Source organism: Streptomyces sp. NPDC041814 (genome assembly GCF_055590565.1).
Genome location: NZ_JBVJAM010000003.1, coordinates 1 through 22,321, shown reverse-complemented (window position 1 = coordinate 22,321; position 22,321 = coordinate 1). Strand labels below are relative to the sequence as shown.

Here is a 22,321-nt window from a genome sequence, read left to right as displayed (position 1 = left end):
CTCGTAAGGGGTGGGGCGTCAGAGAGGGCGGGGGGCGAGCGGGTCGAACCGGCCTGTTCCGCCCACCTCGTGCAAGGCGTGGGCCAGGGCGTGCTGCAGGGCGAACTGCCCGGCGCCGACCAGCCCGGCGTCGGCGCCGAGCCGCGTCCGCTCGATGGTGAGGTGCTCGGTGACGAGCGGGTGGCAGCTCTCGTAGAGCCGGCTGCGCACGGCGGCGACGAACTGTTCCAGGGTCGAGAGGATGCCGCCGAGATAGACGGCGCCCGGGTTGAAGAAGTTGACGTTGGCGGCCAGCACCTGCCCCAGGTAGTCGCCCGCCCTGCGGACCGTGCGCGTGGCCAGCGGATCACCGTCCAGGGCCAGCCGGGCCACGTCCTCGGGACTGTTCACGTCCGCGCCGCGCTCGCGCAGGATCCGGACCAGCGCGGCACCGGACGCCACGGTCTCCAGGCAGCCGGTGTTGCCGCAGGAGCACGGGATGCCGGCCCCGGCGTCGATCCGGATGTGCGTGATGTCCCCGGCGGCGCCGGTGGCACCGCGGTAGAGGCGGCCCTCGGCGATCACACCGGCTCCGATCGCGGAGCCGATCTTCACCATGATCGTCTGCGAGGGCCCGTCGAGCCGGACGGTGTGCTCGCCGACCGCCATGCAGTTGGCGTCGTTGTCCACGACCGCGGGGACGCCGAAGCGCTCGCCCAGCCAGGCGGCGACCGGGAACCGGTGCCAGCCGGGCATCCGGGACGGCCGGACGACCGACCCCGAGGCGATGTCCACCGGCCCGGGCAGGGAGAGGCCGACCCCGCGCAGGCGGCCGGCGTTCCGCTGTCCGGCCAGGGCTTCCAGCGCCTCCGCCAGCCGGGGCAGGGCGGCCTCCGGACCGTCGGCGATCAGGAACGGGACGGTCGAGACATCGGCCAGGCCGCCACCCGGGAGCACCACGCCGATCCTGGCGTGCCGGCCACCGAGGTCGGCGGCGAGGGCGAAGTCGTCCCGGCTGCCGATCCTCAGCACCTTGCGGGGGCGTCCGCCGGTGGAGGACTGGGTGCCCTCCTCGGCGACCAGGCCGCGTTCGACCAGATGCCCCACCGTCAGCGAGATGGTGGAGGCGGCGGCCCCGAGGCGCTCGGCCAGCTCGGCCCGGGAGGTCGCCTGGCCCGATGCGATGAGTTCCAGGACGCGCACGGCGAGGGACGGGGTCCCCTTCGTGGCCTTGCGGTCCCACGCACTTATTCCAGTCATGTACAAAGTTACTTCCGCAACGGGTGTGTGGCGGCGACGATACGCCCGCACTTCGCACAGGGGAACAGTGACGTGAAGGAAGTCCCTCGCACCTTGAAGTCCCGCTTAGCGGGTCAAAATGCCCCAAACAGGCGGAAGAAATGGGGCAAGACGACTTTCGTCGAAAGTGCAGTAACTTACTTGTTATTCATTCTTGTTTGTTTCTTCGACAGTGGCGGCGTTAGCTGTCGTGAACGCAGCGCCGACCCCCCGAGCGGCTGCGGGCCCTTTCGATCCGAGGAGTGTCATGATCCTTACCCGCACGGTGCGCAACCGTCGCTGGGCCCTCGCCGCAGGTGCTGCCACCACGGCCGCAGTTCTTCTGTCGGGCTGCTCCGGAGGGGGCGCGAGCGCCTCCGGCTCCGGATCGTCGGACAGCATCAACTACGCGCTGCCCGCGAACTTCACGCCGAACTGGATCCTTCCGGTCGGCACCGCCGCCCACCTGAACACCAACAACTCCTCCATATCCCAGTCCCTCTGGGAGCCCCTGGTCGCGTACGACGGCTCCACCGGCAAGGTCGGCTGGAACAAGGACAACTCCCTGGCCACCGCCGCCGACTTCGCCGAGGACGGCAAGAGCGTCACGATCACCCTCGGCAACCGGCACTGGAGCGACGGCAAGCAGATCACCTCGCGCGACGTGCAGTTCTGGTTCAACCTGGTCAAGGCCAACAAGGAGGACTGGGCCAGCTACAGCCCGGGCAAGGCGCCGGACAACTGGACCGCGCTGAAGATCGTCGACGACACGCACTTCACGCTCACGTTCGACAAGGCGTACAACACGCAGTGGATGCTCGCCAACGAGCTGAGCATGATCCGCCCGATGCCGCAGCACGTCTGGGACAAGACCGGCGACGACGGCAAGGTGTCGGACCTCGACCTCACCCCCGCGGGCGCCAAGAAGGTCTGGACGTACCTCAACACGGCCGCGAAGAAGATCTCCGGTTACGCCACCGATCCGCTCTGGAAGACGGTCAGCGGCCCGTACACCATCAAGTCGTTCTCGACCGCCGGCAAGGTGCAGCTGCTCGCCAACGCCAAGTACGACGGCGGCGGCAAGGCCAACATCAAGACGGTGAACCTCCTCCCGTTCACCACGGCGGACGCCGAGGAGAACGCGCTCCGGGCCGGCACGGTCGACTACGGCTACATCAACGCCACGAACCTCAGCCAGGAAGCCTCCTTCAAGGCCAAGGGCTACACCCTCAAGCCATGGGCGGGCTGGGCGATCACGTACATGCCCTACAACTTCAACAACCCCACCATGGGGCCCGTCTTCAAGCAGCTCTACGCCCGCCAGGCGATCCAGATGTCGGTGGACCAGAAGACGCTGTCCGAGGTCATCTTCAACGGCACCGCCGTCCCGACCTACGGGCCCGTCCCGCAGGGCCAGACCTCTTCCTTCATCTCCGCCGAGCAGAAGAAGAACCCGTACCCCTTCTCCACCGCCAAGGCGAAGAAGCTGCTCACCGACCACGGCTGGACCGAGCGCGGCGGTGTCATGGTCTGCACGGAGCCGGGCAGCGGCGCCGACCAGTGCGGTGCCGGGGTGGACAAGGGCACCAAGTTCCAGATGCAGGTGCTGTCGCAGTCCGGTTCGACCGTGACCGACAACATGATGAGCGCGCTCCAGTCGTCCTTCGCCAAGTCCGGCATCGGCTTCAGCATCAAGACCGCCCCGGTCAACTCGGTGCTCTCGCAGGCCGGTGAGTGCACCGCCGACCAGCCCGGCTGCAAGTGGCAGCTGTCCTTCTTCGGCAGCGCCGGCAGCTGGTACTTCCCCGCCTACCCGAGTGGTGACTCGCTCTTCGCCACCGGCGGCGGCTCCAACTTCGGCAGCTACTCCAACCCGGACGTCGACAAGGTGATCAGCGAGACCACCACCGACTCCTCCGACGCCGCCATGCAGAAGTACAGCGCCGCCCTGACCAAGGACCTCCCGGTCATCTGGCTCCCGGAGCCCGACTACCAGGTCTCCGTCGTCAAGACGGGCCTCGGCGGCTTCGCGCAGGACTCGCTCGCCAACTTCCACCCCGCCATGTGGAAGTGGACCAAGTGACCCCGGTCGCCGACCACGCGCATCACTGAGCCGAAGCGACCGGAAATCACATGAGCACCTCCTCGTACCTCATCAGGCGGATACTCCAGGCCGTCGTGGTGATCGTCATCGTGACGATCGTGGTCTTCGGTCTGCTGCACGCCCTGCCCGGGGGTCCCGCTCGCGGGATCCTCGGCCCGCAGGCCACCGCGCAGCAGATCGCGTCCTTCAACCACGAACAGGGCCTCGACAAGCCGCTTCCCGTGCAGTACTTCTACTACCTGAACCAGCTGTTGCACGGTGACCTCGGGACCTCGTACACGCTCAACGAGCCGGTGTCCCAGCTCATCACCGAACGGCTGCCGAAGACCCTGCTGCTCACCGTCCTGTCGGCGATCGTCGGCCTGCTGCTGGCGATCCCGATGGGGATGTGGCAGGCCGTGCGGCGCAACAAGCCCGCCGACTACATCATCACCACGCTGAGCTTCATCGCCTACTCCACGCCCGTGTACTTCCTCGGACTGGTCCTGGTGCTGCTGTTCAGCCAGACGCTGCCGTGGTTCCCCTCCCAGGCACCGCAGGGCGACACGCTCGCCCAGGTGATCTCCGAACCGCAGGCGCTGGTGCTGCCGGTGGTCGCGGGCGCGGCCTCCATGATCGCGGTCTTCAGCCGCTACATGCGGGCCGCCACCCTGGAGAACCTCTCCGAGGACTACGTCAGGACCGCGCGGGCCGGCGGTTCCCGCTCGCGCGCCATCCTGTGGCGCCATGTGTTCCGCAACTCGCTGACGCCCGTGGTCGCCATGCTCGGGTACTACGTGCCGGTGCTCTTCGGCGGTGCGCTGGTGGTCGAGCAGCTCTTCAACTACCCGGGCATGGGGCTGCTCTTCTGGACCGCCGCGCAGTCCTCCGACTACCCCGTGCTCCTCGGCTGCGTGCTCGTCATCGCGGTCGCCACGGTGACCGGGACGCTCCTCGCCGACATCGTCCAGCGCATCATCGACCCCCGAGTGAAGGCAGGCCGGGCATGAGTGCCGTCATCCAGCCGGGCCAGGTGCCCGGCACGGCCGCCGCCGTCACGGCGTCCGGGTCCCGCCTCGCCGTCCGGCGCTTCTGCCGCAACCGGCTCGCCGTGGTCGGCCTCGGCGTCGTGGTCGTCTTCGTCCTGTTCTGCTTCGCCGGTCCGCTGGTGTACTCCACCGACCAGACCCACACGATGCTCCAGCAGGTCAACCTCGCCCCCAGCGGCTCCCACTGGCTGGGCACCGACGCGGTCGGCCACGACGTACTGGGCCGGCTCATGTACGGCGGCAAGGTGTCGCTGATCGTCGGTCTCGCCGCGGGCGTCCTGGCCACCGTCATCGGCACCCTCTGGGGAGCCGTCGCCGGCTACGCGGGCGGCTGGGTGGACGCGGTCATGATGCGGATCGTGGACGCCGGGATCGCCATCCCCGCGCTCTTCATCCTGCTCGTGGTCTCCGCCATCACCACCCCCGACCTGACCGGTCTGATCGTCATTCTGGGCTTCGTGTCCTGGCTGGTGCCGTCCCGCCTGATCAGGGCCGAGACCCTGAGCCTGAAGAACCGCGACTACGTGCTGACGCTCCGCGCGATCGGCGGCACGCACGGCCGGGCGATCATCCGGCACATCCTGCCGAACTCGGTCTCGACCATCATCGTCGCGGCCACCTTCCAGATCGCCGACGCCATCCTGCTCGTCGCCTACGTCTCCTACCTGGGCCTGGGCGTCCAGCCGCCGTCCACCGACTGGGGCGGCATGCTCTCGGCCGGTCTCACCGCGGCCTACTCCGGCTACTGGTGGCTCATCATCCCGCCCGGCCTGGCCATCATCCTGGTGGTGTGGGCGTTCAACGCGATCGGGGACGGGCTCCGCGACGCATTCGACGTGAGGGGACGCGGATGACCGCCACCCAGCGCCCCGCCGCACCGCAGGCCGGGCCGATCCTCGAACTCGACGGCCTCGGCGTCGTCTTCACCACCGAGACCGGTGACGTGCCGGCCGTCCGGGGCGTGTCCCTGAGCGTCGCCCCCGGCGAGACGCTCGCCCTCGTCGGCGAGTCGGGCTCGGGCAAGTCGACCATCGCGCTGGCCGCGATGGGCCTGCTGTCCGGCAACGCCCGCGCCACCGGCAGCGCGGTCATCGCGGGCACCCAGGTCGTCGGCGCCCGGGAGAGCGAACTCGCCGCCCTGCGCGGCCGGACCGCCTCCATGGTCTTCCAGGAGCCGGCCACCGCACTCGACCCGCTCACCCGGGTCGGCGCCCAGATCGCCGAGGTGATCCGCAACCACCGCGAGGTCTCCGCCAAGGAGGCCGCGGAGGAGGCCGTCGTCCTCCTGCGCAAGGTCGGCATCCCCGAGCCGGAGAAGCGGGCCGCCGCCTACCCCTTCCAGCTCTCCGGCGGGCAGCGCCAGCGCGTGGTCATCGCGATGGCCATCGCCAACGACCCCGCCCTGCTGATCGCCGACGAACCCACCACCGCGCTGGACGTCACGGTGCAGGCCGAGATCCTCGACCTGCTGCGCCGCCTCGCCGCCGAGACGGGCACCGGCGTCCTGCTGGTCACCCACAACATGGGTGTCGTCGCCGACTTCGCCGACCGGGTCGCCGTGATGTACCACGGGGAGATCGTGGAGACCGGTCCGGTCGAGGACGTGCTCCTGCGGCCGTCCCACGACTACACCCGCCGCCTCCTGGCCGCCGTCCCCCGGCTGTCGGTGGCGGAGGCGGACAAGGCCGCCCCGGCCCCGGCCGCCGCCGAGGCCCCGGACACCGAGCCGGTCGCCGAGCTCCGCGACGTCTCCGTGGTCTTCGGCCGCGGCAGGAACGCGGTGCGGGCGCTCGACGGCGTCTCCCTCGCCGTGCACCCCGGCCAGACGCTGGGCCTGGTCGGTGAGTCGGGTTCCGGCAAGTCCACCGCCTCCCGGGTCGCGCTGGGCCTGATCGCCCCGACCTCCGGCACGGTCTCGCTGTTCGGCAACGACCTGGCGCGCACCCGGTCCCGGGCCCGCCGGGCCCTGCGTGCCGGCATCGGTGTGGTCCTGCAGGACCCGGTCGCGTCGCTGGACGCCCGGATGACGGTCGGGGAGTGCGTCGCCGAGCCGCTCAGGGTCCACCGCGGGAAGCTCTCCGCCAAGGACCGCAGGAGCAAGGTGGCCGCCGTCCTGGACCGTGTCCGGCTGCCGCGCGAGGTCGCGGACCGGGCGCCCCGGGAGCTGTCCGGCGGGCAGCGACAGCGCGTGAGCCTGGCCCGCGCGCTGGTGCTGGAGCCCCGGCTGCTGGTCGCCGACGAACCCACCAGCGCCCTGGACGTGAGCGTCCAGCAAGCGGTGCTCGAAGTGATCTCGGAGCTCCAGGACGAACTGGGCTTCGCCTGTCTCTTCGTCTCCCACGACCTGGCCGTCGTCCAGCACTTCGCCCAGCGCGTCGTGGTGCTGCGGGGCGGCCGCATCCAGGAGCAGGGCCCCACCGGGGAGACCCTCCTGCACCCGGAGACCGACTACACCCGCGGCCTGCTGGCCGCCGTACCGGTGCCGGACCCGGTGATCCAGCGCGGTCGCAGGGCCGAGCGCCTGGCCGCTCTCACGGCCGGCCGGACGGAGGCCCAGGCATGAACGCGAACGACCGCAGGCTCTTCGCCGGGGTGGACATCGGCGGCACCACCACGCAGGTGGTGCTGTGCGACGACGACCTGACCGTCCTGGACCGCGCCGAGACGGCCACCCCGGCGGCCCACGGAGGCGCTGCCATGATCGGCGCCGCCCTCGAGGCGCTGGCCCCGCTGCTCCGGCGCACCCCCGGCCGGCTCACCGGCTGCGGGGTCGGCGCCGCCGGAGTCGTGGACTCCGGCACCGGTCACATCCTCGTGGCCAGCGACTCCTTCACCGGCTGGGCCGGATTCGGGGTGACGGACGCCCTCCAGGACGCGCTGGGCGTGCCCGCCTTCCTGGACAACGACGTCAACGCCTTCCTGTACGGAGAGACGTCGGGCGGCGCCGTCCGGGGGGAGCCGAACGTCCTCGGCATCACCCTCGGCACCGGCGTCGGCGGTGCGCTGTGGAGCGACGGCGCGCTGTTCACCGGCCCGCACGGTGCGGCCGGGGAGATCGGGCACATCCCCGGCTTCGGCGATCTGCTCTGCTCGTGCGGTGGTCGCGGCCATCTGGAGACCCTGGCCTCCGGCCGGTCCATCGGCGCCCGCTACGCGGAGCGCACCGGCCGCGCGCTGACCGCCCGCGAGGTCGCCGAGGCGGCGCGGGCCGGTGACGCGGACGCCCTCGCGGTGTACGAGGCCGCCGGTGCCGGAATCGCGCGGGCGATCGTGATGACCGCCGGGGTCGTCGACATCACGACGGTGGTCGTGGGCGGCGGGGTCAGCCGCGCCTGGCCGCTGCTGAGCCCCCTCGTCCTCGCGTCGCTGACGGCCGAACCGCCGGTGAGCGGCCACCCGGTCCGACTGGTGCGGTCGGGCCTGGGCTCCGACGCCGTACCGGTCGGCGCCGCGGCGCGCGCCCGCCGGGAGCGCGCGGTAGGCGCCCCCGTCTGAAGCCGGTCCGCCGCCCGGGTGCGACCCGCGCGCCCGCACAGGAAGGACCCCCGTCCCGCCCGGACGGGGGTCCTCCCGGTCTGTGGGGGTGAGGTCAGGAACCGACGCTCACCGTGAACCGCCTCGGGTTGCCGTCGTTCGCGGCGCCCGAGACGTCCGGCTGGCCGTCCGGACGCACGTCGTCGTACGGGAAGGCGTAACCGATCGGGCTGTTGGCGTGGACGATCCGGGACCAGTGGTTGGTCACCGCGCCCTGGTAGTAGTCGGCCACCGAGGTGCCGTTGGGCTGGTCGGGGTGGCTGAGCATGATCGAGCGGTTGAAGCCCGCGGCGAGCCGGGCCAGCAGGGCCTTCTTGTCGTCGTTGTCCGCCGGGTTGTTGGTGAACGGCCCGTGGTTGCAGGTGAAGATGTCCTTCGAGACCGGCTTGCTGAAGGTGTGCCCGCCGTCGAACGTCAGCGTGTCGCCGCTGACCCGGCCCGTGCGCACGCCGCGCCCGCCCTGGAGGTCGATGCGCAGGTCCGTCGAGCGGTACTTCTCCCAGACCTGGTCGATCTGCGCCGTGAACAGGTCGCGGAACGGCATCTGGTCGGGCCGGTCGAAGTAGGGCGCCATCAGGTTCTGCGGGGAGATGACCCGCAGCACGCTGCCGTTCGCGCCGCGGGTCACCAGCTTGTCCCAGGGCTGGCCGTCGGCGGCCGCCTGGGCGATGAGGCCGTCGGCGATCCGCTGCACGGCGCCGTCGGGGAGCGGGGCGACGGTGTGCGTGGAGTCGCCCTCCAGGGTCAGGCCGATCGGGAGCGCGGTCACCAGGTCGACGTAGCTGATGTTGGCGTACAGCTGCTGCGGGTTGAACGTGAACTCGCAGAACGACCAGGTCCGCCCGTAGTTCGGGTCGGTGGAGGTGGCGAAGGCGGGCTCGACCAGGGCCGGGCCCGGGTTGAGGTAGAACGTCAGGGTGTCGTCCCGGACGAAGTAGACCCGGGCGCCGTACATCTGAGGCAGGGTCAGCACGACCGGAGCGCCGCCCGCCCCGTTCAGCGGGATCGCGCAGTCGACCGGCAGCGGGGTCTGCGGCGCCGAGGGGGAGTCGGGGTGGTAGACGCTGCCGTCGGCGCGCAGCAGGACCCAGCGGTCGGTGCCCTGCTCGTGGCCGGTGACATAGGCGTTGACGCGGCCGGGCAGGGATTTGTTGACCAGGGCCAGTTCGCAGGTGGCGGCGGAGGCCGACGCGCTCGGGCTCAGCGCGCTGCCCCAGAGGGGGTAGGTCAGTGCGGTGGCCGTGGCGGCGGCTCCGCCCGTCAGGAACTTCCGGCGCGAAATCATGAGGCGACTCCGGGGGGTGCGTGGGGGCGCGGACGGGTGGACCGTGCGGGGGTGTGGAGCGGGGGGCGTCCGCGATGCGCACCACTTTCTCGACGCGCGGCATGGGCGTCAAGACTTGTGACTGAGAGCGCTCTCAAAAAGAAGAACTCTTCACAACTCGACGCTGGTGGGCGGCACTTGCCTGGATGCCGCTCGATGCCCGCACACCGCGTGATCAGGAACTGAACACGGTGCCCCGGATGCCCCGGTCCGGCCCCCCGCGGTCCTACTTGGACTTACGGAAGGCGGTTGTTGGACTGGCGAAGCCGTCGGAGCCGTACGTCGTTGACGGTGCGCGGAGCGGACGACTACGCAGTGCACATGTCACCAAGCCGTATGCCGGTGGGCGTCGCAGCCGCCGCCTCAGCAGCCGTCCTGGCCCTGGTGGGGACCGCCCTCCCCGCCGTGGCCGCCGCCCCCTCACCCGCTGCCGCCGTGCCCGCGGGCAGCCCCGTCATCTCCTCCGCGCAGCTCGCGGTCGCCGTCGCCGCGGACTTCCCGCGCGTCCTCACGTACACCGACCGCGGATCCGGGAAGCAGCTCACCGGCTCCACCCGCCCGGTCACCGCCGTCACCCTGAACGGCACCGCGCACTCCGTGAAGCTCAAGGGCGCCCCGGAGGTCACCGGCTCGGCCGCCCGCTACACGCTGGCCTTCACCGACCTGCCCGGGGTGGAGATCGACGCGACGCTCTCCGTGTCCGGCCGCGCCACCACCTTCAAGGTCACCGCCGTCCGCGACACCGACGCGTTCCGGGTGGGCACCATCGACATACCCGGGCACGACCTGGTCTCCGTCGCCAGTACGGACAGCGGGGCGGCCACGGCCTTCACCAAGCTGGACACCGACTCCACGCGGACCGCCGACGTCTTCGGATCAGTCACCGCCGACACCCCGGCCGAGTCCGCGCCCACCGGTGCCACGTACGCCATCGTCAACACCAGCTCGCTTGCCGCCGCCGTGGAGTCCAACTCCTCGTACGACAAGCCCTCCGGCGCCACCGGCGGCGACGACGCCCGGTTCTGGCACCAGGCCCGCAAGGAGGACGACGGCTCGACGAGGGTCGCCGTCCGGTCCGGTCAGTGGACCTACCGGGGCGAGGGCGCGCCGAAGCCGGAGAGCGGGGACGCCCTGCCCTGGGCCAAGGTCGTCGTCACACCCGACGCCAACGGCGACCGGACGGTGGACTGGCAGGACGGGGCCGTCGCGTTCCGCTCGATCGGCGTGGTCGCGCGGGGCAGCGAGGACACCGCGGACCGGGTCATCACCCACATCCCGTTCAACTTCGCCAGCCAGGCCACGCACCCCTTCCTGCGCACCCTGGACGACGTCAAGCGGATCTCCTTGGCGACGGACGGCCTCGGCCAGCTCGCCCTGCTCAAGGGGTACGCCTCCGAGGGCCACGACTCCGCCCACCCCGACTACGGCGGCGACTACAACAAGCGCGCGGGCGGGCTGAAGGACCTCAACGCCCTGCTGAAGGACGGCAAGAAGTGGGGCGCCACCTTCGGCGTCCACGTCAACGCCACGGAGGCGTACCCGGAGGCGAAGGCGTTCGACGAGCAGCTGGTCGACAAGACCAAGCCGGGCTGGAACTGGCTGGGCCAGAGCTACTACATCGACCAGCGCCGCGACATCAACAGCGGCGACCTGGCGAAGCGCTTCCAGCAGTTGCGCGACGAGACCGACAACAACCTCTCGATGCTGTACATCGACGTGTACTACACCCACGGCTGGATCGCCGACAAGACCGTACAGGCCCTCCGGAAGCAGGGCTGGAACGTCTCCAGCGAGTGGGCCGACAAGTTCGAGCGGGCCTCGCTCTGGTCGCACTGGGCCAACGACCTGGACTACGGCGGCGCCACCAACAAGGGCATCAACTCGAAGATCATCCGGTTCATCCGCAACGGCGAGAAGGACGTCTGGAACAACGACCCGGTCCTCGGCCAGAGCGCCATCGCCGAATTCGAGGGCTGGACCGGCGAGACCGACTGGAACGCCTTCTACGACAACGTCTGGCAGCGCGACCTGCCCGCCAAGTACCTCCAGCAGCAGAAGATCACCCGCTGGGACGGCAACGACATCACCTTCACCGGCGGGATCTCCGGCACGGTCGAGGACGGCAGGCGGACCTACTACGACCACGGCCGCAAGGTCCTCAGCGGCACCGACTACCTGCTTCCGTGGGACGGCGGCAAGAAGCTGTACCACTACAGCCAGAAGGGCGGTACGAGCAGCTGGGCCGTGCCCTCCCCGGGCACGTACACCGTCTACGAGCTCACCGACAACGGCCGCGTGAAGACCGGGACCGTCCGGCCCGTCGACGGGAGGATCACGCTGAAGGCCGAGGCCGGACAGCCGTACGTCCTCTACCCGCACCAGGCCCCGGAGGCCGCCGACCCGAAGTGGGGCGAGGACACCCTCGTCGCCGACCCCGGCTTCAACGACGACCGGCTCGGCGACTGGACGAAGACCGGAACCGCCGTCCGCGATACCGACGCACAGGGGCGCAACAGCGCGAAGCTCTCCGGCAGCGGGACCGCCGCGCTCTCCCAGCGCATCGGCGGCCTGAAGCCCGGCGCCCGCTACACCGCGTCCGCGCTCATCGAGGTCGAGCCCGGAAGGACCCGGCACACCACGCTCTCGGCGGGCGGCGAGTCCGTCGCCGTGGACCGCTCCACCGCCAGGGACTACGTCGCCGCGTCCGACTGGCACGGCACGTACTTCCAGCGCGCCAAGGTCAACTTCACGGCCCCCGCGAACGGCCGCACCACCCTGCGCGTCGAGGCCGCGGACGGCAGCACGGCCACCGTCCGCGCCGACGACGTCCGCCTCGTGGTCAACGCCCCCGCCACGAAGAAGGGCACCGTCGTCCACGAGGACTTCGAGGACGTCGACCAGGGCTGGGGCCCCTTCCTCAAGGGCGACGCGGGCGGCTCCACCGACCCCCGCACCGTCATCTCGCAGCTCCACGCCCCGTACACCCAGGCGGGCTGGAACGGGAAGCTCATCGACGACGTGATCGGCGGCAAGGAGTCCCTGAAGGCCCACGAGGAGAACACCGGCCTCGTCTACCGCACGGCCCCCTGGACCGTCCCGATGACCGCGGGCCACCGCTACAAGGTCGAGTACGACTACCAGTCCAGCCACGCCGGGGCCTACGAGTGGGTCGACGGGTACGACCGGATCACCGCCGAGGGCAAGCCCGCCTCCGTCGAGACCCGGACCACCGCCATCGGCGCCCAGCACACCACCGGCCACTTCACGGAGACCGTCACGGCGGGCTGCGGCGACACCTGGACCGGGCTGCGCAAGCGCGGCGACGCCCCGGAGGGCGCCGACTTCGTGCTCGACGCCTTCACCGTGACCGACCTCGGCGAGGCGCCCGCCGGTGAGCAGGCCGCCTGCGGCACGCTGACCGTCGCGGCCGGTGCCGAGACGCTTGAGCCGGGCACCGCCAACCCCGTCGAGGCGAGCTTCACCAACTACGAGTCCACCGCCGCGACCGGCGTGAAGGTGGACCTCGCCCTCCCCGAGGGCTGGCGGGCCGAGCCCGCCGGAGCCGTCGCCTTCGACTCCGTCGCCCCCGGCGCGAAGGCCACCGCACACTGGCGGGTCACCCCGCCGGTGGACGCCCCCTACCGCACGTACACCCTGACCTCCCAGGCCACGTACACGACCGGCGACGGACAGCGGAAGCTCGGCGCGCAGACCTCCGTACGCACCCTGCCCCCGCCGCCCACCCGGGACAGCTGGGCCAGCGACCTCGACTGGACGGCCACCACCAACGGCTGGGGCCCGGTCGAGCGCGACCTGTCCAACGGCGAGACCGGCGCCGGGGACGGCACCGCGCTCACCATCGGCGGCACGGTCTACGAGAAGGGGCTCGGCAGCCACGCCCCGGCGGCCATCCGCTACTACCTGGGCGGGCAGTGCACCTCCTTCACCGCCGAGGTCGGCGTGGACGACGTCCAGAAGACCGCGGGCAGCGTCCAGTTCTCCGTGAAGGCCGACGGCACGGAGAAGGTGAAGTCCCCGGTGCTCCGGGCCTCCGACGCAGCCTGGTCGCTCACCGCGGACGTCACCGGCGCCAAGTACGTCGAGCTCATCGCCGGTGACGGCGGCGACGGCAACGGCAACGACCACGCGGACTGGGGCGGCGCCCGCTTCCACTGCGGCGGCTGAACGGACCGGGCCCCGCCTCCCTTTGTGTCCGCACTCTGGGAAGCGGGGCCCGTCCGCGCGTACGCTCGTGAACCATGGGGGAGTTGAGAGCGGACTGGCGACTTCGGTTACGCCGGGAGGGCCCGCGCGGCGAGGTGTGCGGGGCCGGGGTGCTGATCACCCAGGACCGGATGCTGACCTGCGCCCACGTCGTCGGGGAGCCCGGCGCCCGGATGTGGGTCGAATTCGCCGAGAACCCCGCCATCCCGCCCGTCGCCGCCCGGGTCGCCCCCGACGGCTGGCTCCCCGACCGTGAGGACGTGGCCGTCCTCGCCCTGGAAGGCCCCCGCCCCCAGGCCGAACCCGCGCCCCTGTCCCGACGCCTGGAACGCGGTGCCGAGGTGTGGCTCGGCGGCTACGCGGCGCCCTTCGACGCCGACGGCATGTGGCTCGCGGGACGGATCAGCGGCCTCCACGGCGACTGGGTCCAGCTCGACGCCCGCACCAACGCGGAGGTGGTGCGCCCCGGCTTCAGCGGCGCCGCCGTCCACACCGGCCGCGAGGGCGAGCGCCCCGAGAGCGTCGTCGGCCTCGTCGTCAGCTGGCGCGGCGATCTGGAGATGGAGCTGCCCACCGAGAACGACCTCGCCTTCTCGTACATGATCCCTGTCGACCGCATCGCTCAACTCGTACCCCTGGTGAATGTGTTGAGCGGCCCGGACGGCTGGGACCACGCCTTCGCCGCGCGGCTGCGGCGCTGGTTCGCGGGGGCCGACCAGCCCGCCGTGCGCTTCAGCGTCATCCCGGAGGGCGGCGGCCGCGACCGCACCCTGCGCCACCAGCTGCACCGCGCCCACCTCGTCCACCACGGCGGCCGCGGCAGCCCCGAAGAGCTCGTGGACACCCTGGTCGCCCAGCTGCGCCCCCCTCTCCACCAGCGCAACCGCTACCGCGACTGGCTCCTCGAAGGCGGCGACGAACCCGAACGCTCCCTCGCCGGACGCCCCGCCGCGGGCCCGGTCCTCGCGGTGGTCGGCCTGGACGAGGACCCGGACCCGGCGGGGCTCGTGCGCGTCCTCGCCCGGGTGCGCGCCCTCGGCTTCCGGCTGCTCGTCGTCGTACGCGGCACGGACGGCCCGGCCCCCGGCGCGGTCGAACGGGCCCTGCTCGTACCGGCGCTGGACGAACGCGCCGAGGAGCTGCTGAGGAGGGCGGAACAGATGGAGCGGACCTGGTCCCGCCTGGACGGCCTGACCGACTCCGCCTCGGCTCCCCCGCGCCCCGCCACCGACCCGGCGGCCCGTCGGCACCGGCTGGGGGAGCTGCGCGGACTGCGCGAGCCGCATGCCCGGCTGGTCGGGCTGAAGCAGCTGTTACGCGACTTACGCGCCGACGTCGCGGGGGCGCCGGGCCGCATGCCCGGGCAGCGCCCCGGACCCGTGGGCCGCCCATGAGGATCCCCTGCCCGCACCGCCGCTTCACCGGCGGCCCCTGCACCGGCGCCGTCCTGCCCACCGGCTACTGCGACACCTGCGGCCGCGACGAGTCCGCCCCCGGCCTGCCGCCGCTGCCCGGCGCGCCCGAGGACCACGGCCCCGCCGGGCTCCTCGAACTCCCGCTGCTCGACCCGGGCAGCCCGGCGGAACGGCTGGCCGCCGCCGAGCACCCCGTGCGCATCGTGATGACGTGCTCCGTCAAGTCCTGCGACACCGCGTTCGTCCCGCCGCACACCGCCGCGCCGCCCCCGGACGAGGGGTACTGCCCGGTGTGCGGGGCGCCCTACTCGTACCGCCCCGAGCTCACCAAGGACGGCCCGCCGCTCCAGGACCAGTACCGCATCCGGGGCCCCATCGCCCACGGCGGACAGGGCTGGGTCTATCTGGCCGAGGACACCCACCTGGAGGACTTCGTCGCCGTCAAGGGCCTCCTCAACCGCTACGCCGAGCGCGGCGCCGCCCAGGCCGGTGAGGAGCGCCGCAGCCTGGTCGCCATCCGGCACGAACGGATCGTCCAGATCCGCGACTTCGTCTCCACGACCAACGCCGACGGCACCGTCTCCGGCGGCTACATCGTCATGGAGGACGTCGGCGACCGCACCCTGTCCGCGCTGGTCGAGTCCGTCCGGCAGGGCGCCTTCGTCCTCGACATCGAACACGTCGTCACCTACGGCTGCCAGATCCTGGAGGCCCTGTCCCACCTGCACGGGATGGGCTTCCTCTACGGGGACATGAAACCGTCGAACGTGATCCACCACCTCGACGGCATCAAGGTCATCGACCTCGGCGGGGTCCGCAAGGCGGGCAGCGTCGACCCGCCGCCCGTGATCACGCCGTACTTCGCGGCCCCGGAGACGGACGGCACCAAGCCGCTCACCGTGGCCCACGACGTGCACACCGTCGGCGTCACGCTCGGAGAACTGGCCCGCTGGGCGGTCTGCGACGACGTCCCCGGGCTCGGCATCAGCTCCTTCCGGCTCGTCCTGGCCCGGGCCACCGCCGAGGACCCCGAGGAACGCTTCGGCACCGCCGAGGACATGGCCGGGCAGCTGCGCGGGGTGCTGCGCGAGATCCGGGCCCTGCGCGGCAAGCGCGACCAGCCCGAACCCTCCGCGCACTTCACGCCCTCCACCGAACTGCTCGGCGCCCGCCTGGGCTCGGTCCCGGAGTACGCGCACTGGCTGCGCCGCCCGCTGCACAGCCGCCGCGAAACGCCTCCGGCGCCCACGCTCGACCCGGGCACGCCGACCCCGACCGAGATCGCCCGCCGCCTGCCGGTGCCCCGGCCCTACCCCGGCGACCCGCAGGCCGCCCGCTTCGGCGTCAGCAGCTACGACCCGGGCCAGCCGCTCGCGCAGCCCGCCGAGGGGGAGCGGTCCGTCGAGATCTGCCTGCACAACGCCCGGCTGCTGCTCGGCCAGGAAGACCCGGAGGCGCTGGCGGCGGCCCACGAGCAGGTCGAGGCGGCGGCCGCGATCCCCGGGCCCGGCCCGGTGCGGCAGTGGCGCCTCAGCTGGCACCGCGGCCTGGTCGCCCTGCGCGGCGCGGACGTGCGCGAGGGGGAGCGGCAGGCGCTGCTGAGGGCCGCCCACGGCCACTTCTCGGCCGTGCACCGCGCCCTGCCCGGCGAATACGCGGCGAAGCTGGCCCTCGCCTACTGCGCGGAGCAGGCGGGGCCCGGGGCGGGCCCGTCCGCCTACGAACTGTTCCGCGCGGTCCACGCCCGCAACCCCTCGCATGTCGGCGCCGCCCTCGGCCTCGCCCGGCTCGCCCTGGCCCGGGGTGACCGGACCGCCGCCGTCCGGGTCCTGGACCTGGTCCCCGACGAGTCCCGCGACCACACCGTGGCCCGCGTCGCCGCCCTGCGCATCCGGGCCGCCCGGCTGGACGCGGGCGAGCACCCGCTGCCCGGTCTCGGGGAGATCGGAGCGGCGCTGGCCGCGCTGGCCGCCCCGGTCGTCGCGGGCGACGAGGCGGCGTGGCTGCTGCGCACGGAACTGTACGAGTGGAAACTCGACGCGGTCCGCGCCGCGGCCGGCCTCCCGCCCCCGCCCCGGGCCTGGCTCCGCAGGGGCCTCCCGCCCCCACCGGTCCCCGGCGAACGGGAGGTCCGCGCGGAACTGGAACAGTGCTACCGCTGGCTGGCCCGCCAACGCCAGAAACCGGCGGAGTACGAACGGCTGATCGACCTGTCCCATGCGGTGCGCCCGCAGACGCGGTTCTGAGGGGGCACGCGGTGCGCCCCGCCCGCCACGACCCGCTCCCCGCCGTATCCCCTGGAGATCCGTTCATGGCCGCTCCCGACCCGACGCCGACCGGGCTCCGGTTCGCCGTGTCCGTCGACGTCCGGCGCGATCAGCAGCCGCACCACGACACGCGGATCGACGCCCACGTGCGCGTCAAGGCCACCGGTGCCGGGCCCCGGGACCAGCGGCCCGCCACCGAGCTCGCCGTCCTCCTCGCGCTGGACGTCGGCCCCGCCCGCCGACAGGACGCGGCCGCCGCGCTCGCCGCGGCCCTGCGCGCGCTGCCCGACGGGGTGTCGTTCGCCGTGCTCGGCGGCGGCGGGGACCACGGGCCCGGGCGGTGCTACCCGCTGCGCGGGACGTGGGCGCTCGCGGACACCGACGAGAAGCGGCGCGCCGCGTTCAGCGTGGGCCGCGTCGCGCCGACCCCCGACGACCGGCCGCCGCCGGGGTACGGGGCCTGGCTCACCGCGGCCCGGACGCTCTTCGCGCAACGGCCCCTGCCCGTACGGCACCTGATCCTCGTCACCGACGGCGGCGGCCACGACCCGGCGGGCGAGGCGGCCCTCGGAGCCGGGATCGCCGCGTGCGAGGGGGCGTTCAGCGCGGACGTGCTCGCGCTCGGCGTGGACTGGGACCCGGCGCCGCTGCTCGCCCTCACCGAGGGCCTGCACGGCACGGCCGACACGGCGCCCGACCGCTTCGCCCCGGCCGTCACCGGGGCGCTCCGGCGGGTGCGCCGGGTCCGCAGCCCCGAACTGCCCGTCGCCGTCACCGGCCGCCCCGCGGTGACCGGGATCGCGCTCAGCGAGCGGCAGCCCCGGCAGCACGCCCTCGTCCCGCTGACCGCGCCGGAGCACCCGCACCGGTACGACTTCGCCACCCACCAGTGGGAGCCCGGCGCCCGGGACTACCTGCTGACCGTGCGGGCGGACGCGAGCGCCGACCCGCTCGGCGTGCTGCTCCAGCTCGCCACGGTGTCCGTCGGCGAGGCCACCGCCCCGCTGGTGGTCCGCTGGCTGCCGCCCGGCGTCGCCGTGGGCGCGGGCGGCGGCGGGGGCGGCACGCTCGACGCGATGAACGCCGCGACCCGGATGCGGACCGCGCTCGAACGGGGCTACGCGGCGCTGGACCCGATGAGCCGCGAGGAGGCCGAGCGGCAGTTCGGCCTCGCGGTCCGGCTCGCCCACGAGATCGGCGCCGACTGGGTCCTCACCAAGGTCCGCACCGTGGCCGACATCGTGGACGGGGTGCGGGGCCTGGTCCGCGTCGGCCCCACCGTCGACCGGGGGACCGTGCGCGAGGGGCGGCTGCACGTCGCCTCCGGCCCTCTGCTGGACCTGCCCGCGCACGCCGTGGGCCCGCCCGGCAAGTGCCCCGGCTGCCGCCACCCCGCCGGGCCGGGCGCCCGGTACTGCATCGCCTGCGGGAGGCGCCTGTGATGCCCCGGCCCGCCCACTGGACGCGCGCCTTCCGGGCCCGCCGGACGACCGGCTCCCGCACCAGACGGCTGCTCGAACTGCACCTCGGCGTCATCGTGCTGGCCGCGCTCGTCTCGATGACCGCCTTGCTCGTCTCGTACCGCGAGGTCCAGAACGCGGCGGGCGAGATGCGCACCCACGCCGCCCCCGCCGTCCAGGGGGTCTCCGCCACCCAGCTCGCCCTGCTCCGCGCCCACCAGGAGGCCGAGCTCTCCGTGTGCTTCGGGATCGACGAGGTCGTCGGGGCCGGAGCCCGCTACGAGGCCCAGCTCTCCGCCGCCGGGCAGGGCCTGTCCCGGCTCTCCGACGTCCAGATCGACGGCGAGCGCGGCCGGGGCGTCCTGGCGACCGTGACCGGGGTGCTCACCTCGTACAGCGGCTCCGTCACGCCCGGGACCGTGAGGTATGTGCACGACGACCTGATGCAGCGGCAGAAGATGAGCGACGCGGACCGCCAGCTGAACCGGCCGGGCACCGGGGTCGTGCCCCGCCTCGACGTCCTCCAGGCCCACCAGATGCGCCGGATGGAACGGATCAGCACCCTCGGCCCGCTCCAGGTCACCGGCTGGGCCGTCGCCGAACTGGGCCTGCTCGTCCTCGCCCTGACCACGCTCAGCGCGCTGCGGCTGCTGCGCCGCCGCTGCGGGCGCAGCCTGGACCCGTGGCTGCTGCCGACGCTCCTGGTGGCCGTCGCCCTCGCCGTCGTACCGCTGTGGGCGACCGCCGCCACCCAGGAACGGCTGGACGCTGCGCGCCACCAGCTCGTCCGGATCGAGGCCACCGCGAGCGACCCCCGTGTGCGGTCCGCGGACACCGCGGGGGACGGCTCCTGCGTCCGGTCCGGGGACGCCGCGAGCGACGCGGACCGCCTCGCCGACGCCCAGCAGTACGTCACCCGCGCCTCCACCGAGCTGCGCGGCGGCCTGGCCGCCCGGAGCTGGCAGAGCTGGACCTACTACGGGGCGCTCGGCGCGGGCGCGCTGGTCCTCCTGCTCCCGGCTGCCGGGCTCGCCCGGCGGCTCAACGCCGACTACTACTGGAGGGCCGGATGATCCGGAGGAAGGGCCCTCGGGCACTTCTGCTCGTCCTCGCCCTGCTCCTGACCGCCTCCTGCGGCCTCGCGGCCCCCGGCGGCAGCGACGCCGAACCGAGGGTGACCATCCTCGGCCCCTGGACCGACGAGCAGGAACGGCAGTTCAAGGACGTCCTGGACGGCTTCGGCATCCCGTACACCTACCAGGGCACCGCGGCCACCCGCGAGGTGCTGCTCGCCGAGGTCCAGGCGGGCAACCCGCCGGACATCGCGATCCTGCCGGGCGTCGGCGAACTGGTCGAGTACGCCGCCGACAACCGGCTCAAGCCGCTCACGGACCTCTACGAGCCCGAGGAGTACGGCAACCCGTGGCTGCCGGAGGCGGAAGGCATAAAGAAGGACCTGTGGGTGCCGCTCAAGGCCGACCTCAAGTCCATCGTCTGGTACCGCAGGGGCGAGACCCCGCGGCCCGCCCCGGCCCCGCTGGACTCCTGGTGCGTCGCCATGGGCGACGACGGCTCCTCCGGCTGGCCCGGCAGCGACTGGATCGAGGACCTGCTCCTCCAGCAGGCGGGCCCGGTCCTCTACGCGCGCTGGGCCACCGGGGAACTGCCCTGGACCGCCCCGCACGTCGTCACCGCCTGGACCACCTGGGCGGGGCTGCTCGCCCAGGGCTCGTCCGAGGAGCGCCAGGCGATCCTCACGAAGGACCACCGCGGCCCGGCCGGGGGAGACGGGCTGCTCTTCGAGGGCGGCTGCTCCCTGGAACACCAGGGCTCCTTCGCCCGCGCGTTCTACCGGGACCGCAGGGCCGGGGCGGCCTTCACGGACTCGGCCGCGCTGCTGCCCGGCGGCACGTATACCGTGAAGGCCCACGAGGTGTCGGCGGACTTCGCCGCGCTGTTCGGGGACGGCGAACGGGCCCGGACGGTGATCCGGCGCCTCACGTCCGAGAAGGCCCAGGAGGAGTGGGGCCGCGAGGGCGGGGTGTTCTCGGCCAACTCCGCGGTCCCGGCCCGCAAGGGCGCGGTCGAGCGGGAGGTCGGGCGCCGCCTCACGGACCAGCGGGTGCCGTTGTGCCTGGACGCGTCGGACGTCATGCCGGCGGCGGTGCGGGACGCCTTCTACGAGGCGGTGCTGCTGACCGTGGCGCACCCGGACGAGCCGGTGCTCCCGCGCCTGGAGGACATCCAGAAGGTGCAGGATGCACAGCTCGACCGCGTCCCCCGGCTCACCGGCGTGTGCGGAAGGCCACAGTAACTCTTTGTGGGACCTCCACAAGAAGAACCCGGTACCGGCTGGTACTTCGCCTGCATGGGACCAGGCTTCTGTCAGGCTCCACCAGTAATCCGGGCAGGAGACTGTACGGAGTCGACGGCACGATTTTCTTGGCGGGGTTCGTAGGGTCGTTACATGACCGTTGTGGACGAAACCCAGGGCGAGCCGAGCGACACCCGCGGCCGTGTGGCCGAACTGCTGGCACTGCGCGAGCAGGCCCGCCGCGGACCCAGTGACCGGGCGACCGAGGCGCAGCACGCCAAGGGCAAGCTGACCGCCCACGAGCGCATCGAGCTCCTCCTCGACCCGGGTTCCTTCCACGAGGTCGAGCAGTTGCGGCGGCACCGGGCGACGGGTTTCGGCCTGGAGGCGAAGAGGCCGTACACCGATGGTGTCGTCACGGGCTGGGGCACGGTCGAGGGCCGGACGGTCTTCGTGTACGCGCATGATTTCCGGATCTTCGGCGGGGCGCTGGGTGAGGCCCACGCGACGAAGATCCACAAGATCATGGACATGGCCATCTCGGCGGGTGCGCCGCTGGTGTCGCTGAACGACGGGGCGGGTGCCCGTATCCAGGAGGGTGTTTCGGCGCTCGCGGGGTACGGCGGGATCTTCCAGCGGAACACGCGCGCCTCCGGGGTCATCCCGCAGATCTCCGTGATGCTCGGTCCGTGCGCGGGTGGTGCGGCCTACAGCCCCGCTCTCACCGACTTCGTGTTCATGGTCCGTGAGACCTCGCAGATGTTCATCACCGGTCCGGACGTCGTGAAGGCGGTCACCGGCGAGGAGATCACGCAGAACGGTCTGGGCGGCGCGGACGTCCACGCCGAGACCTCGGGCGTCGCGCACTTTGCGTACGACGACGAGGAGACCTGCATCGCCGAGGTCCGCTACCTCATCGGGATGCTGCCCTCCAACAACCGGGAGAACCCGCCCACCGCGGCGAGCGACGACCCGGCGGACCGGCGCGGCGACGCCCTCCTGGACCTGGTCCCGGCCGACGGCAACCGCCCGTACGACATGCACAAGGTCATCGAGGAGCTCGTCGACGACGGCGACTACCTGGAGATCCACGAGCGCTGGGCCCGCAACATCATCTGCGCCCTGGCCCGGATGGACGGCCAGGTCGTCGGCATCGTCGCCAACCAGCCCCAGGCCCTGGCCGGCGTGCTGGACATCGAGGCGTCCGAGAAGGCCGCGCGATTCGTCCAGATGTGTGACGCCTTCAACATCCCCATCATCACTCTTCTGGACGTACCCGGCTTCCTGCCCGGCGTCGATCAGGAGCACGGTGGGATCATCCGGCACGGCGCGAAGCTGCTCTACGCGTACTGCAACGCGACGGTGCCGCGGATCTCCCTGATCCTGCGCAAGGC

General features: G+C 72.5%; 14 protein-coding genes. 12 read left to right on the top strand and 2 right to left on the bottom strand.

Annotated elements, in window-relative coordinates; genetic code table 11:
- Positions 1 to 18 precede the first annotated feature (18 nt).
- The gene (locus ACZ6C6_RS09825; protein ID WP_469200934.1) at positions 19 to 1,239 is read right to left on the bottom strand and encodes an ROK family protein; all 1,221 of its coding nucleotides are present in this window, start codon (positions 1,237 to 1,239) and stop codon (positions 19 to 21) included.
- 286 nt (positions 1,240 to 1,525) lie between these two features.
- On the opposite strand from ACZ6C6_RS09825, the gene ACZ6C6_RS09820 reads away from it, so the two are divergent.
- Genes ACZ6C6_RS09820 through ACZ6C6_RS09800 form a run of 5 tightly spaced genes read left to right on the top strand, consistent with a single transcriptional unit; the run spans position 1,526 to position 7,884 of the window.
- Complete coding sequence (locus ACZ6C6_RS09820; RefSeq protein ID WP_469200933.1) at positions 1,526 to 3,340, top strand: peptide ABC transporter substrate-binding protein; 1,815 nt, start codon at positions 1,526 to 1,528, stop codon at positions 3,338 to 3,340.
- Between the two features lie 50 nt (positions 3,341 to 3,390).
- Positions 3,391 to 4,350, top strand: a complete 960-nt coding sequence (locus ACZ6C6_RS09815) for an ABC transporter permease (RefSeq protein WP_469200931.1) — start codon at positions 3,391 to 3,393, stop codon at positions 4,348 to 4,350.
- Positions 4,347 to 5,243, top strand: a complete 897-nt coding sequence (locus ACZ6C6_RS09810) for an ABC transporter permease (protein WP_365686819.1) — start codon at positions 4,347 to 4,349, stop codon at positions 5,241 to 5,243. Before ACZ6C6_RS09815 ends, ACZ6C6_RS09810 begins: the two co-directional genes overlap by 4 nt.
- The gene (locus ACZ6C6_RS09805) at positions 5,240 to 6,952 is read left to right on the top strand and encodes a dipeptide ABC transporter ATP-binding protein (protein WP_469200929.1); all 1,713 of its coding nucleotides are present in this window, start codon (positions 5,240 to 5,242) and stop codon (positions 6,950 to 6,952) included. Before ACZ6C6_RS09810 ends, ACZ6C6_RS09805 begins: the two co-directional genes overlap by 4 nt.
- Positions 6,949 to 7,884, top strand: a complete 936-nt coding sequence (locus tag ACZ6C6_RS09800; RefSeq protein ID WP_469200926.1) for an ROK family protein — start codon at positions 6,949 to 6,951, stop codon at positions 7,882 to 7,884. The genes ACZ6C6_RS09805 and ACZ6C6_RS09800 overlap by 4 nt, the downstream gene beginning before the upstream one ends.
- Before the next feature lie 94 nt (positions 7,885 to 7,978).
- Here the strand turns inward: ACZ6C6_RS09800 and ACZ6C6_RS09795 are convergent, their stop codons facing one another.
- The gene (locus tag ACZ6C6_RS09795; protein WP_469200921.1) at positions 7,979 to 9,208 is read right to left on the bottom strand and encodes a glycoside hydrolase family 64 protein; all 1,230 of its coding nucleotides are present in this window, start codon (positions 9,206 to 9,208) and stop codon (positions 7,979 to 7,981) included.
- Positions 9,209 to 9,583: 375 nt separating this feature from the next.
- Between ACZ6C6_RS09795 and ACZ6C6_RS09790 the strand changes: the two genes are divergently transcribed.
- The 7 genes from ACZ6C6_RS09790 to ACZ6C6_RS09760 all read left to right on the top strand — a co-directional run.
- A complete protein-coding gene (locus tag ACZ6C6_RS09790; RefSeq protein WP_469201823.1) occupies positions 9,584 to 13,432 on the top strand; it encodes an endo-alpha-N-acetylgalactosaminidase family protein in 3,849 nt (1,282 codons plus the stop codon).
- A gap of 74 nt (positions 13,433 to 13,506) precedes the next feature.
- Positions 13,507 to 14,865, top strand: a complete 1,359-nt coding sequence (locus tag ACZ6C6_RS09785; RefSeq protein ID WP_469200918.1) for a S1 family peptidase — start codon at positions 13,507 to 13,509, stop codon at positions 14,863 to 14,865.
- Complete coding sequence (locus tag ACZ6C6_RS09780; protein WP_469200915.1) at positions 14,862 to 17,132, top strand: serine/threonine protein kinase; 2,271 nt, start codon at positions 14,862 to 14,864, stop codon at positions 17,130 to 17,132. Before ACZ6C6_RS09785 ends, ACZ6C6_RS09780 begins: the two co-directional genes overlap by 4 nt.
- Before the next feature lie 65 nt (positions 17,133 to 17,197).
- Positions 17,198 to 18,595 carry a hypothetical protein gene (locus ACZ6C6_RS09775; RefSeq protein ID WP_469200913.1) on the top strand — a complete coding sequence of 466 codons (1,398 nt, stop codon included), beginning with the start codon at positions 17,198 to 17,200 and terminating at the stop codon, positions 18,593 to 18,595.
- Complete coding sequence (locus tag ACZ6C6_RS09770) at positions 18,595 to 19,686, top strand: hypothetical protein (RefSeq protein WP_469200911.1); 1,092 nt, start codon at positions 18,595 to 18,597, stop codon at positions 19,684 to 19,686. Before ACZ6C6_RS09775 ends, ACZ6C6_RS09770 begins: the two co-directional genes overlap by 1 nt.
- Positions 19,683 to 20,927 carry a carbohydrate ABC transporter substrate-binding protein gene (locus ACZ6C6_RS09765; protein WP_469200908.1) on the top strand — a complete coding sequence of 415 codons (1,245 nt, stop codon included), beginning with the start codon at positions 19,683 to 19,685 and terminating at the stop codon, positions 20,925 to 20,927. The genes ACZ6C6_RS09770 and ACZ6C6_RS09765 overlap by 4 nt, the downstream gene beginning before the upstream one ends.
- A 153-nt stretch (positions 20,928 to 21,080) precedes the next feature.
- A partial coding sequence (locus tag ACZ6C6_RS09760) for an acyl-CoA carboxylase subunit beta (protein WP_469200904.1) occupies positions 21,081 to 22,321 on the top strand: 1,241 nt, incomplete at its 3' end.

Coding starts and splice junctions, on each gene's coding strand:
- ACZ6C6_RS09825 (WP_469200934.1), bottom strand. CDS start 1,239: ATGACTGGAATAAGTGCGTGGGACCGCAAGGCCACGAAGGGGACCCCG.
- ACZ6C6_RS09820 (WP_469200933.1), top strand. CDS start 1,526: ATGATCCTTACCCGCACGGTGCGCAACCGTCGCTGGGCCCTCGCCGCA.
- ACZ6C6_RS09815 (WP_469200931.1), top strand. CDS start 3,391: ATGAGCACCTCCTCGTACCTCATCAGGCGGATACTCCAGGCCGTCGTG.
- ACZ6C6_RS09810 (WP_365686819.1), top strand. CDS start 4,347: ATGAGTGCCGTCATCCAGCCGGGCCAGGTGCCCGGCACGGCCGCCGCC.
- ACZ6C6_RS09805 (WP_469200929.1), top strand. CDS start 5,240: ATGACCGCCACCCAGCGCCCCGCCGCACCGCAGGCCGGGCCGATCCTC.
- ACZ6C6_RS09800 (WP_469200926.1), top strand. CDS start 6,949: ATGAACGCGAACGACCGCAGGCTCTTCGCCGGGGTGGACATCGGCGGC.
- ACZ6C6_RS09795 (WP_469200921.1), bottom strand. CDS start 9,208: ATGATTTCGCGCCGGAAGTTCCTGACGGGCGGAGCCGCCGCCACGGCC.
- ACZ6C6_RS09790 (WP_469201823.1), top strand. CDS start 9,584: ATGCCGGTGGGCGTCGCAGCCGCCGCCTCAGCAGCCGTCCTGGCCCTG.
- ACZ6C6_RS09785 (WP_469200918.1), top strand. CDS start 13,507: ATGGGGGAGTTGAGAGCGGACTGGCGACTTCGGTTACGCCGGGAGGGC.
- ACZ6C6_RS09780 (WP_469200915.1), top strand. CDS start 14,862: ATGAGGATCCCCTGCCCGCACCGCCGCTTCACCGGCGGCCCCTGCACC.
- ACZ6C6_RS09775 (WP_469200913.1), top strand. CDS start 17,198: ATGGCCGCTCCCGACCCGACGCCGACCGGGCTCCGGTTCGCCGTGTCC.
- ACZ6C6_RS09770 (WP_469200911.1), top strand. CDS start 18,595: ATGCCCCGGCCCGCCCACTGGACGCGCGCCTTCCGGGCCCGCCGGACG.
- ACZ6C6_RS09765 (WP_469200908.1), top strand. CDS start 19,683: ATGATCCGGAGGAAGGGCCCTCGGGCACTTCTGCTCGTCCTCGCCCTG.